12 protein-coding genes are annotated in these 13,979 nt (G+C 31.2%); all 12 read right to left on the bottom strand.

Annotated elements, in window-relative coordinates; all coding sequences use genetic code 11:
- Nucleotides 1-2: 2 nt before the first annotated feature.
- The 12 genes from ABGT36_RS04970 to ABGT36_RS04915 all read right to left on the bottom strand — a co-directional run bounded on the left by ABGT36_RS04970 (nt 3) and on the right by ABGT36_RS04915 (nt 13,859).
- Nucleotides 3-1,901 (bottom strand): fructose-specific PTS transporter subunit EIIC, encoded by a 1,899-nt coding sequence (locus tag ABGT36_RS04970; RefSeq protein WP_346677076.1) that lies wholly within the window; start codon nt 1,899-1,901, stop codon nt 3-5.
- A 15-nt stretch (nt 1,902-1,916) separates the two neighbouring features.
- Nucleotides 1,917-2,819: a 1-phosphofructokinase gene (gene pfkB / locus ABGT36_RS04965; protein WP_087371731.1), complete on the bottom strand. Its 903-nt coding sequence runs from the start codon at nt 2,817-2,819 to the stop codon at nt 1,917-1,919.
- 143 nt (nt 2,820-2,962) lie between these two features.
- Nucleotides 2,963-3,811 carry a MurR/RpiR family transcriptional regulator gene (locus ABGT36_RS04960; RefSeq protein WP_087371727.1) on the bottom strand — a complete coding sequence of 283 codons (849 nt, stop codon included), beginning with the start codon at nt 3,809-3,811 and terminating at the stop codon, nt 2,963-2,965.
- Between the two features lie 113 nt (nt 3,812-3,924).
- Complete coding sequence (locus ABGT36_RS04955; protein ID WP_308697787.1) at nt 3,925-4,464, bottom strand: flavin reductase family protein; 540 nt, start codon at nt 4,462-4,464, stop codon at nt 3,925-3,927.
- A 20-nt stretch (nt 4,465-4,484) separates the two neighbouring features.
- Complete coding sequence (locus tag ABGT36_RS04950) at nt 4,485-5,120, bottom strand: flavodoxin (RefSeq protein WP_308697789.1); 636 nt, start codon at nt 5,118-5,120, stop codon at nt 4,485-4,487.
- 119 nt (nt 5,121-5,239) lie between these two features.
- Nucleotides 5,240-6,112: a LysR family transcriptional regulator gene (locus ABGT36_RS04945; RefSeq protein ID WP_296883128.1), complete on the bottom strand. Its 873-nt coding sequence runs from the start codon at nt 6,110-6,112 to the stop codon at nt 5,240-5,242.
- A 53-nt stretch (nt 6,113-6,165) separates the two neighbouring features.
- Nucleotides 6,166-7,629 (bottom strand): family 1 glycosylhydrolase, encoded by a 1,464-nt coding sequence (locus ABGT36_RS04940; RefSeq protein ID WP_308697790.1) that lies wholly within the window; start codon nt 7,627-7,629, stop codon nt 6,166-6,168.
- 13 nt (nt 7,630-7,642) lie between these two features.
- Nucleotides 7,643-8,626, bottom strand: coding sequence for an aldo/keto reductase (locus ABGT36_RS04935; RefSeq protein ID WP_087371528.1), 984 nt, complete (start codon nt 8,624-8,626; stop codon nt 7,643-7,645).
- 13 nt (nt 8,627-8,639) lie between these two features.
- Nucleotides 8,640-9,215 carry a histidine phosphatase family protein gene (locus ABGT36_RS04930; protein WP_087299893.1) on the bottom strand — a complete coding sequence of 192 codons (576 nt, stop codon included), beginning with the start codon at nt 9,213-9,215 and terminating at the stop codon, nt 8,640-8,642.
- A gap of 131 nt (nt 9,216-9,346) precedes the next feature.
- The gene (locus ABGT36_RS04925) at nt 9,347-10,543 is read right to left on the bottom strand and encodes an MFS transporter (protein ID WP_087371525.1); all 1,197 of its coding nucleotides are present in this window, start codon (nt 10,541-10,543) and stop codon (nt 9,347-9,349) included.
- 92 nt (nt 10,544-10,635) lie between these two features.
- A complete protein-coding gene (locus ABGT36_RS04920) occupies nt 10,636-12,036 on the bottom strand; it encodes a glycoside hydrolase family 1 protein (protein WP_346677071.1) in 1,401 nt (466 codons plus the stop codon).
- Between the two features lie 20 nt (nt 12,037-12,056).
- Nucleotides 12,057-13,859 carry a beta-glucoside-specific PTS transporter subunit IIABC gene (locus ABGT36_RS04915; protein ID WP_346677069.1) on the bottom strand — a complete coding sequence of 601 codons (1,803 nt, stop codon included), beginning with the start codon at nt 13,857-13,859 and terminating at the stop codon, nt 12,057-12,059.
- Nucleotides 13,860-13,979: the final 120 nt, after the last annotated feature.

Here is a 13,979-nt window from a genome sequence, read left to right as displayed (position 1 = left end):
TTCTATTCTCCTTTCAATGGTTTTTTTAACATTGATAATATTAAACCACCAACAACAGCTCCAACAATAATTGCAACAGCATACATCAAGGCATTACCAATTGTTGGTAAAACAAAGATACCACCATGAGGAGCTCTTAATGTACAACCAAAAGCCATTGATAAAGCACCCGCAACAGCTGAACCAACAATGCAAGATGGAATTACTCTTAATGGATCTTTAGCTGCAAATGGAATAGCCCCTTCAGAAATAAATGCTAATCCCATAACATAATTAACTAAACCAGAATTTTGTTCATCTTTAGTCCATCTATTTTTAAAGAATGTAGTACTAATAGCAATTGCTAGTGGTGGAATCATTCCTCCAGCCATAACTGCTGCCATAATTTCATAATTTCCTTCAGCTAATTGAGAAGTAGCAAAGACATAAGACGCTTTATTAATTGGTCCACCCATATCAGTAGACTGCATTCCCGCAACAATAATACCTAATAAAATTTTACTTGTACCACCCATACTATTTAAGGCATCACTTAAAGCAGTATTGATAGCTCCTACAAACGGATTAATAAAAGTTGTAACAATTGATACTAATAAAATTCCAATAACTGGATATAACAATATTGGTTTAATTCCTTCTAAAGCATGTGGTAATTTAGAAAATACTTTCTTTAACCCAATAACTAAATATCCACCAACAAAACCAGCTAATAATGCTCCTAAAAATCCGGCATTAACATCGCCACCTGCTGGATTAGTAAAAGTACAACCCATTTTAGCGACCATACCACCAATAAAACCAACAGCTAAACCAGGACGATCAGCAATTGACATAGCAATATAACCAGCTAAAACTGGAAGCATTAAACCAAAAGCCTGTTCCCCAATTGTTTTTAAATAAGCAGCTATTGGTGTATTTTTACCAAAGTTAGATGGATCAATTGAATAATCATCAAATAAGAAAGCCAATGCAATTAAAATTCCACCACCTATTACAAACGGTAACATATGGCTAACACCATTCATCAAATGCTTATAGATTTGTCGACCAGTTCCTTCCCCGCTAGAAACTTCTTCAACACTGCTACCGTCATGATGATAAACGGGAACTTGATGATTGATAATCTTTTCAATTAATTCTTCAGGTTTTTGAATTCCTTGAGTTACACTAACTGATAGAACTGGTTTGCCATCAAAACGAGCCATTTCAACATTTTTATCAGCAGCAATAATAATACCATCACATTCGGCAATTTCTTTTTCAGTCAACACGTTTTGTGCCCCATCAGCACCATTAGTTTCTGCTTTTAATGGATATCCTAATTCCTGTCCCGCCTTAGTTAAATTTTCAGCAGCCATAAAAGTATGTGCAATTCCTGTTGGACAAGCAGTGACTGCTAACACTCGATACCCTTCAGTTACAACAGGTTGTTCTTGTTGATCTTTTTTCATTTCTTCTTGATCGATAATTGCTAAAAATTCTTTAGGACTCTTAGCACTTATTAAATTATTTCTAAATTCTTCATTCGTCAATAAAGCTGATAACTTAGCTAATGCTTGTAAATGAACATTACCCCCATCTTCTGGTGCTGCAATCATAAAACAAAGATAAACTGGTTTTCCATCAAGTGATTTATAATCAACACCATCTTTTATTGTAATAGCTGCTAACCCAGCTTTTTTTACAGCGCTATTTTGAGCATGAGGAATTGCTATTCCTTCACCAATTCCTGTAGTTGTTAATTCTTCACGAGCTAAGACTCCCCTTTTATATTCTTCTTTGTCACTAATCTTTTCAGACTTAGCCATTAAATCAACTAAATAATCAATTGTTTCAGTTTTTGATTTAACTTCTACATTCAAATCAATACTTCTAATATCCAATAACTCAGTAATTTTCATGATATTTTCCCCTTTTTATAATTGTTTTAATAATTCTTGAATTTTTTCTTTTGTTGCAAGCGCACTGCTAAAAGCTGTTGCTCCTCCAGCAGCTGTTGCTAACTTCAATATTTCTTGATAATTTAAATTTGATAAATATCCAGCAATAAATCCTGCTACCATCGAATCACCAGCACCAACAGAATTTTTAACCGTTCCTTTACAAACACCTAAGCGATGTTTATTACCATTTTCATCAATTAATAAAGATCCATCTTTGGCCATTGAAATCAAAACATTTATAGCCCCCATATCTTGTAATTTACGAGCATATTTTTCAATATCGTCAATTGTTTTTAATTCTACATTAAACAATTCTGCCAATTCATGATTATTAGGTTTAATCAAAAACGGCTTATATTTTAGTGTTCGTTTCAATAAATCTCCTGTAGCATCAATTACTACTTTTACTTTATTAGTATCTATTCTTTTTAAAATCTGATCATAAATAGAAAGTGACATTGAAGAAGGAACACTACCCGAAATCACTAAAACATCATCACTAGTTAGCTGTTTAAGTTTTTCGTATAGACAATCAATATCCTCATTACTTACTACAGGTCCTAAACCATTTAACTCAGTTTCTTGTTGACTATGAATTTTAACATTGATTCTAGTTAAGCCATTAGAAACATGAACAAAGTCACTTTTAATCCCTAATTCTTGAACTCCTCTTTCTAGTTCTTTTCCTGTAAAACCGGCTGTAAAACCAAAACAACAACTATCAAATCCTAATTCTTTTAAAACTACTGCAACATTAATTCCTTTACCACCATAAAAGATATGTTCTTCTACAACTCGATTTACTTGATTTGTTTTAAATTCCGGTAAATCCACAACATAATCTAAAGCTGGATTCATGGTGATTGTGTATATCATTTTCGTACCTCCTTTTTTGATGAAATTTCTTTTCACGATTACAATATACTACGATATATTTATTTCGTCAATAGGTTTTATATGAAAATTTATTTCTTATACAAAAAAATAAAAACAGAACTGTAAAAGTTCTGCTTAAATCATTAAAATTTGTCACCAGCAATAGCATTTTCATGACGCGCAATGCTTTTATAGGCATCTTTATTCATCGAAGTTAAAAATAAATATAAAATTTCAATTACAGTTGTTGCTGAAACTCGTGAAAAACAATAACCATCAAGAAATAATTTTTCACGGGTAGCAGTTGTAATGTGATAATCACTTGCCTTAGCTACTGTTGAATTTTCATTATTAGTAATCGAAATTGTTTTTGCACCAACTTCTTTAGCCGCTTCCATCGCTGTAATAACTCCTCGCGATTCACCCGAATTAGAAATGGCAATTACAATATCATCTTTAGATAAATTATAAATATGGCCAACCTGGGTTTCCCATATCGTTGAAGAAACAGCCAGAATACCAATTTGATTAAATTTAAATGTTCCATCAATAGCCACTGGAATCGTATTACCAACAGCTACAAATTGAACACTTCGAGCATTTAAAATCTCTTTTAATATTACTGGAAGCTGATCATTATCCATCAATGAAACAGTTTGTTTCAATTCTTCAACTTTATTAGCTAAAATATTTTGTAATGACTGACTGATGTCATCAAAAGAAATGTTATTAGAAACGCTCACTTCGTTAATATCTGATTCCACCATTTCTTTAGCTAATGATATTTTCAAGTGATGAAATCCTTTAACCCCTATTTTTTTACAAAACCGAGATACCGATGCTTCACTAGCACCACTAGCTTTAGCTAACTGTCCAACTGTCATATCAACAACTTTATCATAATGATTGATAATATATTTAGCTATTTTCTTTTCAGAATCAAAAAAATTATCAAATGATGAACAAATTGTATCCATTACACTTTTTTCCATTCTATCACCTCACACTATTAGATTAAATCATTTTTCATTATTTCTCAAGATATAAAATTTAATTTCTTAGAATATTAAATTTTTGTTAAAAATAAAAAGAGAAGATACTCCTCTTAATCATCTAAAGCTAAACATTTTCCTATAACTTTTCCTAACTCTAAATATTCATAATTAGGAAAATCAAATAATACCGGTGCTACTTTTTGATAATCTATTTTCCCCTGTTCATTTAAATTCTTTTCATCGACATAAGTATTTTCAATTTTCAAAATAAAATTATCAAAATTTTGATATTCATAAATATCTACAACACTACCTTCGATTACTAATGGTGAATCATTAATAACTGGTACACCATTATCGCTAACAAAATAATCAAAAACTTCTGATTTATCTACTTTATTCCCACTAACACTACCTACATAATCAGCTTTTTTTAAAATTTGTTGATTAACTAGATTAATTGGTAATCGTCCAGTTTCCTTAATTCCTTTATTAATATAATGCGGTTTAGCCAAACTAACTAAAACACTATCATGACTTACAATACCAATATGTCCAACTAGCGTCCAGCTTGGTTTTTCATTTACATTAGCACCAATAACCACCATTGGCATCGGATATAGTGCTAAAACCGGTCCTAAATTTTTCATCTGTTATTCCCCCGTTCTAATTAAAAATTCAATTCATCAAGCCATTCATTTACTTCATCTTGACAGTCATCAACATCATCACCGTTGATTGCTAAACCTTCAGTTACTACAGCATCAGGTTCTTCATTTGCAATATTTGCAGGTGTTCCTGATAATCCTGAACCACCATGAGTTATAAATGGCGCAATTGTTTTATTTGATAAATCATATTGATCTAAAAAACTATAAATTGGCATTGGCATATCGCCCCACCAGTTAGGATATCCTAAAAAGATCGTATCATATTGTTCAATATTTTCGATAGTTGTCTCAAGTTCTGGACGAGTATTATCTCGTTGTTCTTCGCGAGCATAATCAACCAGCTCATCATAATCTTCTGGATATGTTTGAACAGTTTCTAGTTTGACGATGTCACCGCCAATTTCTGCATGGATATAATTTGCAACTGTCTCAGTATTTCCACTCATTGAAAAATATAAAATTAAAGTATTACCCATGTTTTCTATGTTTATATCATCTGTTTTTGATTCATTACTAACAGTTTCATTTGTATCTTGTGATTCATTTTGATTGTTATTTAAGTAAGTAAAAATTCCAAAGATTGCTACCATAATAACGGCAATACCTAAAACTAACATCATAATTCTTTTTTTCATTTAAATCATCCCCATTTCTTTTTATTTAATTTTACAATTTTATTATAAGAATAATTTATCATTTATTCCAATACTTATATACTATCAATTATAATGCCTTTTAGGTATTTCAAATTATCTTACATCATTGAATAATCTTTCAAATAATTGATAAATGCTTTCATTGCCGGAGATAATAATAAATCTTTTTTCCAAACCATAACTGATCCACTTTCTAATTTTGGCTTTAAAGGAATAAAAGTTAAATCTCGCATTTCATCAATACTCTCTAAACAAAAAGCAATTCCTAATTTATTTTTAATAAAATGGACTAAATTATATCCTAGATTATATCTAGCCACTATCTGTAATTTCGAATAATAATCCCCAAACCAATTTTCAATTTCATTTATTACCATAGCACGATTAGACATCAATAAACGATAATTCAATAAATCTTCAGGACAAACAAAAGCTTTTTTAGCTAAAGGAGAATCGTTTCTCGTTAAAACTCCCCAACGTTCTTTTTGAATAATCTTTTTAAAGTTATATTTAGTAATATCAACCGGTTCTACTAACATTCCTATATCAACTGTTCCTCTATCTAAAGAGCTTTTAATAGTATCTGAATCAGCCGTAATGATTTCAAATCTAACTAGTGGATTACTTTTTGAAAAATCACTTACTATCTTAGATAAACGCTTTACCCCTAAAGCCTCGCCACAGCCAATAGTAATTAAACCAGTAATATTTTCAGTGTCACTTGTAAAATCTTCTTTAATTTTTTCTTCAATACTAACTATCTCCTGAGCTCGTCGCCGTAATAACATTCCTTCATCAGTTAACTCAATATTATGCTGTTTTCGATAAAATAATTTAACATTAAGCTCATCTTCTAGCTGCATTAATTGTCTTGATAAAGTAGGCTGAGTTACATGTAATAGTTTAGCTGCTTTAGTAATATTTTGTTCCCTTGCTACCATCAAAAAATATTTTAATACTCTAAGTTCCATTGTTATCATCCCCTTATCAAAAAACAAGAAGCATCTACTTCTTGTTTTAAAACTTATAAAATTTCTCCATTTGATGCAATTACCTGTTGATACCATTTAAAACTCTTTTTACAAAAACGTTTTAAGGAACCATTACCATAGTTATCACGATCAACATATATAAAACCATATCTTTTTTTCATTTCACCTGTTACCGCTGAAACCAAATCAATACAACCCCATACTAAATATCCCAATAATTCAACACCATCTTCTTCTACCGCTTTTTTCATTTCAATAATATGCTTTCTTAAATAATCAATACGATAATCATCCTCAACTGTATTATTTATCAATTCATCTTGTGCTCCTAAGCCATTTTCAACAATAAATAACGGCTTTTGATAACGATCATATAAATCATTTAAAACAATTCTTAATCCTTGGCTATCAATTTCTTTACCCCAGGCAGACATTTGTAAATAAGGATTTTTTACAGTTGAAGAAATCACATTACTGATACTACCACTAGCAGTAGCTGAAACTGTCATTGAATCATAATAAGAAAAACCAATAAAATCAATACACCCTTGTTTTAATATTTGTTTATTTTCTTCAGTTAGATCAATAGTTATTCCTTCACGCTGATATTCTTTTAATTTATAAGCTGGGTAATATCCTCGTGCCATAACATCACTAAAAAATTTACGATCACGCTCTTTAAGCATCGCTAAAACCTGATCATCAGGATTACAAGTTTCACCATAGATTGCTCCATGAGCAATCATCATCCCAACCTTGTTATTTGGATCAATTTGATGGGCTAATTTTACTGCTTTAGCACTAGCAATAAATTGATTAAAAACCGCTGTTGCACAAGATTGTTGGTCAGCTTTTAATAATGCACCAGAATAAAAGGGTACAACATTCATAATATTAATTTCATTAAATGTAATCCAGTATTTAACTTTACCTTTATAGCGAGTAAATATTGTTTTACAATATTTCAAATAAAAATCAATTACTTTTTCATTGATCCAGCCACCATATTTATTAGCTAAATTAACTGGATTTTCATAATGACAGATTGTAACCATTGGTTCGATATGATATTTTTTCAATTCATCAAATATATCATCATAAAATTTCAAACCAGCTTCATTAGGTTTATCGTCATCACCATTTGGAAAAATCCGACTCCAGTTAATTGACATCCGAAAACATTTAAAGCCCATTTTAGCTAATAGTTTGATATCTTCTTTGTAATGATGATAAAAATCAATACCATCATGACTTGGATAATAATAATCATCAAAACAATCGCAAGTTGCTCCATCAGGTAAATCATGATATGGCATAATTTCCTGACTACCTCTAGTTCCATCAGCATTATGATAAGTTATCTGCCGTTTGGTTTGTAAATTACCAGCACATATTACATCAGCTGTACTTAATCCTTTACCATCAAGGTTATAACCACCTTCTAATTGATTAGCCGCAGTAGCACCACCCCATAAAAAGTCTTTACTTAAAGCCATTTTAACTACTCCTTTATTTTTGGGCCATCATTCCAACTAGAGCATGTGGTTGATATGGTTCTTCTAGATAAGCTTTTTCTTCATCAGTTAATTCTAATTCAGTTGCTTTTACAGCTCCATCAATATGATGAACTTTTGTTGCACCAACAACTGGTGCCGCTACTTTAGACATTAACCACGCAAGTGAAATCTCAGTCATTGTCACACCACGTTTTTTAGCTAACTCATCAACTCGATCGATAATGATACGGTCTTGTTTTTCAGTAGCATCATACTTACCTTTTGCATAGCTATCTTCCTGCATTCTTTTTGATTGTTCACCAGGATGTTTAGCTAAACGACCTGAAGCTAGGGCACTATATGGTGTCATTGCAATATTATCTTCATTACATAGTTTTGCCATTTCTCGTTCTTCTTCTCTAAAAATTAAATTATAATGTCCTTGAATAGAGATAAATTCTTCATATCCTTTTGCTCTAGCTAAGGCATTGGCTTTAGCTAATTGATAGGCAAAGCAATTAGAAATACCAATATATCTTACTTTTCCTTCTTGAATTACTTCATGTAATCCTTCTAAATAATCTTCAATTGGCGTATTATAATCCCAAGAATGTAAAATATATAAATCTACATAATCCATACCTAAACGTTTTAAACTGGCTTCTAGACAATTTCTTACATGTTGTTGTCCGGTAATACCATCATCAATTTCTTTTTGAGTTCTAGGTGAAAATTTTGTTGCAATGACTACATCTTCTCTTTTAGCAAAATCTTTAATAGCTCGCCCTAAAAATTCTTCACTAGTTCCTCCTTGATAAGCCATAGCTGTATCAAAGAAATTAATACCATTGTCTAATGCATATTTAATAATTTCTCTTGATTTATCTTCTGGTAAAGTCCATGAATGCATTCCTTTTTGAGCATCTCCAAATCCCATACATCCCAAACAAACTTTTGATACTTTTAAATCACTGTTTCCTAATGTTGTATATTTCATTTTCACTTCCTCCTTAAAATTGATGTCTAATTACATCTTTTAATTTAAACTGATGATTTTCATATTCATAGATAAAGATACAGCAATTTCCAAAACCTTTTTGTAATTGTTCACTATAGTCATCTTCAACACCTCTTAAAAAATTAAAGCAGGCCCCACCATGACTAACCGCTAAGACTGAGTGATGATCTTCTTGTTCCATAATATTTGTAAGGGTTTCAATCATTCTTTCTTTAACGGTTTCTGAAGATTCACCACCAAATTGTAAATAATATGTCTTACATTTTTCCGGATCGTTTTCTGCTAAGAACTCTCCTTCTGCTTCCAAAGTACCATAATTATGCTCTTTTAAACCTTTTAATCTAACATAAGGCATATCACTAACTAATTCTAACGTATCACAACAACGTTCACTAGTTGAACTATAAGCATGATCAAATTGGATATTATTATCTTCAAACCATTTTCTTGCAATTTTGGCTTGTCTAATCCCTTCTTCAGTCAATGGTGAATCACACCAGCCCTGAATCTTTTTTAACACATTAAATAATGTTTGACCATGTCGCATTAGATATAATGTTTTTGCCATCTTTACCATCTCCTTTTTACAACTTTTATCTTAGTTCAATCTTTATATAAATACAATTTACTAAAAAATCAAAAAGTCTATATTTTGACTTTTTCATTAAATAGTCTAAAAAAGCTGTTAATTACAACAGCTTATCGTTTAAAATTAGTAACTAAAAGTAACCCAACACATATTACAATCATAATTAAAGCAATTATAAATCCATATAAATATGAACCAAAAAAGTCATAAATATAACCAACCATCGATAAAGAAATAGCGGCTCCTAAATTAGAAGCAAAAGAAATACTTGGGAAAGCTTTAGCATAATTTTCTACTTTGAAAAAATATTTTGTTAGTAATGGTAAACTAACAGCACCAATAGCATAACTTGATCCAAATAAAAATGCTCCAATCATTAATAAATAAATATTTGAACCAGCAATTAATAAAACAATACCGATTATAATTGCAAAAATCATAATCAATGTTGCCCTTACAGCACCAAACCAATCACTCAAAACACCAATAATCAATTTAGAAACTACATTTCCTACCATTCCGGCTGAAAGCAGTAAAGCACTTAAAGAAGCACTATAACCTAAAGATTGGCCATAACCTGGAAAATGTTGAGTAAAGCTAGTAATACAACTGCTTAAAAGTCCAAAGATAAAAAAGCTAACAAACGCAACTGTCAAAAAACTAAAAGAGTAACTCTTCTTTACCTCACTTACTTGTTTTTCACTATAACCATATGGTAAATAACCATCTAAACGTGGATCAAGATGAAAAGGATACAAAACTGCTGGTAAACATAGACATAAAATAACTCCAGCCTTTATAAAATACCCTGTTTGCCACCCCATTGTTTCAATAAAATGCGAAAGAACTGGCGAACAAAACGATCCAGCCAAACCGCTAAAACCAAATACAATACTTGTTGCAAGCCCATGATTTTTTTCAAACCATTGATTGATAATTAAAGTTAAAGGAACGATTGAAAAAAAGCTGGTACTTAATCCCCGAATAGCTCCAAGCAAATAAAACATTGGAATTGTTTTAGCAAAAGCCATAGCAGCAGTTGCAATTACCGCAACTAAGACACTCACTGTTAAAATTAGTTTATAAGAATATTTTTCCATCAATTTTGGAATAAAGAAAGCACTGATAGCAGTAACTAAAGAAAATATTGTCATATGCATCGAAAAAGAACCACGTAAAATTCCTAAGCTTTCAGATACTGGTGTATAAAATACACCTGATGAATTAATCGAAATTCCAATCGATGATGCGGCTAAACCACAACATACTAATAAAACTAAAAAATGTTTTGTACTTTTATTACTCATTAATAACACCTCAAATTAATTTTATCTAAAAAAAATATTTTTTCCAATAAATTAGATTATCTAAGGAAATAACAGCAAGAAAAATCTTGCTGTTAAATAGATTTGGCATTTTCTTTAATAACTTGTTGATACCAGTAAAATGAATCTTTTTTATAACGTTTCATTTCTTTTAAATCATCTTCATCACGATCAACATAAACAAAACCATAACGTTTACCATAACCTTGATGAGTACTTACTAAATCAATAAATGACCATGGACAATATCCAATAATTTCTACTCCATCAGTTAGAGCTAATTTAGTTTGATGGAAATGTCTTTGTAAATAATCGATACGATACTGATCATGAATTTTTCCATCCACTAATTCATCTTTAGCTCCTAAACCATTTTCAGTAATCAATAAAGGTAAATGATAACGATCATAAATTCTTCTAAGGGTTACTCGCATTCCAATAGAATCAACCATCCAGCCAAAATCAGTTATTTCCAAATAATCATTTTTAGCAGCCCGATAAACTCCTTCTTCACCAATCATAATTTGTTGATCACCATTTCTTGGCTGACAATCAGTTCCATCGTTTTTAGCAGCTGCAACAGTAGCTGTAGCATAATAATTAATTCCTAAATAATCTGGTTTTGCTTTAGCTATTACTTCCATATCGCCATCATAGATTTCTGGAGTATAGCCTTTTTCATTCAAATAAGCCCAGACAAGATTATTATAACGACCATGAACAGCAATATCTAAATACAACCAGCAACGAATTGCTTCCCAATTATCAGCAGCAATTACATCTGCAGGATTGCACTTTTCAGGATAGATAGCAGTAATATTTGGAGCTGGTCCAATTTTTCCACCTTCAACTATTTCATGACACAATAATGTCACTCTAGCACTAGCAACAAACATATTATGACATCCTTGATATAGTTCTTTTTTACTTGGAACTTTACCAGGATTCATGGCATTTGGATGATTGATCATAACATTTTGTTCATTAATTGTTAGCCAGTATTTTACTCGGTCGCCATAGTTTTCAAATAATACTTTGGCATATTTTACAAAAGCATCAATTGTATTACGATTAGCCCAGCCACCTTTTTTGTGTAACTCTAATGGTAAATCAAAATGATAAATAGTTACAACTGGTTCAATGTGGTATTTAACTAATTCATTAATTAAATTATTATAAAATTCAATTCCTTTTTCATTAACTTCACCATCACCATCAGGAATAATTCGACTCCAGGCAATTGAAAAACGATATGCTTTTAAACCTAATTCAGCCATTAAAGCTACATCTTCTTTATAGCAATGATAATGATCACTAGCTACTTTAAAATCAGTGATTCCTTCAGGAGCTTCATGAACATCCTGAACTGACAATCCTTTACCATCTTCATTATAAGCACCTTCTACTTGATATGCCGATGTACTAGCTCCCCATAAAAAATTATCAGGAAAATCTTTTAATTCTTTATAAAACATATACCTCATCCTTTCTTTTTTTATTCTACTTTTAAAATAACATCTTGATAATTTACATCTTTTTTATCACTTAATGTAATTGATTGATAACTTGCACTATTAGTAATAATTACTGGTACTTGTGTCAAATACCCTTCAGCTTCAATCTTTTTAATATCAGCTTCAATTAATAAATCTCCTTGATTTACTCTTTGCCCTTGTTCTACAAAAGCTATAAAGTGTTTACCATCTAAATTAACAGTATCAATACCAAAATGAATTAATAATTCTATTCCATCATCTGATAAAATCCCAATTGCATGTTTTGTTGGGAAAAGTGTAACAATTTGACCATCAAATGGTGCATATACTTTTCCATCATCTGGTTGAATCATTGCTCCATCACCTAACATTTTAGAAGCAAATGCTTCATCTTTAGCTTCAGTTAATGGATATAATTTACCATGTAGTGGTGAAAGAATTTCACCTTTATTAACTTGTACTTTTTCAATTGTTTTTGTTTCCGGTTCTTTTTCGAATTTTAAACTTAAGATGTAAGTTACCACTGCTGTAACTACAAAACTAATAATTAAAGCAATTAATATGTTATAAAAATAAGTCATTGTATTATCACCAATATATAAGAATACTGCTGGTAAACCAGAAGATCCAGTCGCAAAACGATGAGTATGAGTAAGTCCTGCATATAATCCCCCAGCTGCTCCACCAATCATTGCTGCAACTAATGGATATTTTTTTGGTAAATTAACTCCGTATAAAGTTGGTTCTGTAATTCCCATATAAGCTGTAATTGATCCAGAAGTAGCAATCTGTCTTGTTTTTTTATCTTTAGTTCTAATTGCAACGACTGCTGAAGCTGTTGCTTGAGCAATATTAGAACAAACACAACCTGGTCCAAAAATACTGTCATATCCAAGTTCACCCATTTGCATAACCCCTAATGGCGCAACTCCATTGTGTAATCCAAACATAACCATAATTGGTAAAAAACCACCAATTAAAACAGCTGGTGCCCAAGCTGCAGTAGTACTCAAGAAAGTAAAGAAATCAGCAAGATAGTTACCTAAAATACTTCCAATTGGACCTAAAACAGCTAAAGCAAGTGGTCCCATAATTAAAAATGTTAACATTGGTACAAACACTAATTTCACTGCTTGAGGAATCCATTTTTCTAAAAATCTTTCAACATATGATTGAACTAATACTACAATAATAATTGGAATTACTGTTGAAGTATAAGTAGTAAGCGTAAATGGAATAATTCCAAAAAACTCTACTGGATCACCTGCAGTTACTAAGGCATTCCAGTTGGGATGCATCATTATCCCGGCTATTGAAGCTGCTAAAATTGGATTACAACGTAATTTTTGAGCTTCAGTAAACGCTAATATCATTGGTAAAAAATAAAATACTGCATCAGCAAAGAAATTTAAAATATAATATGTCTGTGATTCTGCAGAAATCATTTCAAAAGTTACTAGTAAAGCTAAAACTGCTTTAACCATCCCTGCTCCAGATAAAGCTGGAATAATTGGTTGAAATGTTCCAGAAACAAAATCAATTACTGTAGAAACAATCCCCTTTTTTTCTGTAGTTTCTACTGCTTTGCCTTCTAAAGGACCTACAATTTTTTCTACTTCTTCAAAAACATCTTTGACATGAGTTCCAATTACTACTTGGAAAACCCCGCCACTAATCAAACAGCGAGCTACTTCATCCATAGCATTTAAAGCATCTTGATCAGCTATACTTTCATCTTTTAGTTTAAATCGTAATCTTGTTTGACAATGATAAACATGATTTACATTATCTTTTCCCCCCAACTAATTTGACAATTTGTTGAGCCAGACTTTCATATTGTTTACTCATAATTTTCTCCTTATTTTTTAATAAGGTCTTTATAAAACGCGCATTTTGTAACAACCTTTTTTGTTTACAAGAAC

It is taken from the genome of Erysipelatoclostridium sp. An173, from assembly GCF_963931465.1.
GTDB lineage: Bacteria > Bacillota_I > Bacilli_A > Erysipelotrichales > Coprobacillaceae > Thomasclavelia > Thomasclavelia merdavium.
This window is presented reverse-complemented; position numbering and strand designations above follow the sequence as displayed.

What these genes read in the sequence shown, in the direction of transcription:
- ABGT36_RS04970 (WP_346677076.1), bottom strand. Translation starts at nt 1,901, where the DNA reads ATGAAAATTACTGAGTTATTGGATATTAGAAGTATTGATTTGAATGTA.
- pfkB (WP_087371731.1), bottom strand. Translation starts at nt 2,819, where the DNA reads ATGATATACACAATCACCATGAATCCAGCTTTAGATTATGTTGTGGAT.
- ABGT36_RS04960 (WP_087371727.1), bottom strand. Translation starts at nt 3,811, where the DNA reads ATGGAAAAAAGTGTAATGGATACAATTTGTTCATCATTTGATAATTTT.
- ABGT36_RS04955 (WP_308697787.1), bottom strand. Translation starts at nt 4,464, where the DNA reads ATGAAAAATTTAGGACCGGTTTTAGCACTATATCCGATGCCAATGGTG.
- ABGT36_RS04950 (WP_308697789.1), bottom strand. Translation starts at nt 5,120, where the DNA reads ATGAAAAAAAGAATTATGATGTTAGTTTTAGGTATTGCCGTTATTATG.
- ABGT36_RS04945 (WP_296883128.1), bottom strand. Translation starts at nt 6,112, where the DNA reads ATGGAACTTAGAGTATTAAAATATTTTTTGATGGTAGCAAGGGAACAA.
- ABGT36_RS04940 (WP_308697790.1), bottom strand. Translation starts at nt 7,629, where the DNA reads ATGGCTTTAAGTAAAGACTTTTTATGGGGTGGTGCTACTGCGGCTAAT.
- ABGT36_RS04935 (WP_087371528.1), bottom strand. Translation starts at nt 8,626, where the DNA reads ATGAAATATACAACATTAGGAAACAGTGATTTAAAAGTATCAAAAGTT.
- ABGT36_RS04930 (WP_087299893.1), bottom strand. Translation starts at nt 9,215, where the DNA reads ATGGCAAAAACATTATATCTAATGCGACATGGTCAAACATTATTTAAT.
- ABGT36_RS04925 (WP_087371525.1), bottom strand. Translation starts at nt 10,543, where the DNA reads ATGAGTAATAAAAGTACAAAACATTTTTTAGTTTTATTAGTATGTTGT.
- ABGT36_RS04920 (WP_346677071.1), bottom strand. Translation starts at nt 12,036, where the DNA reads ATGTTTTATAAAGAATTAAAAGATTTTCCTGATAATTTTTTATGGGGA.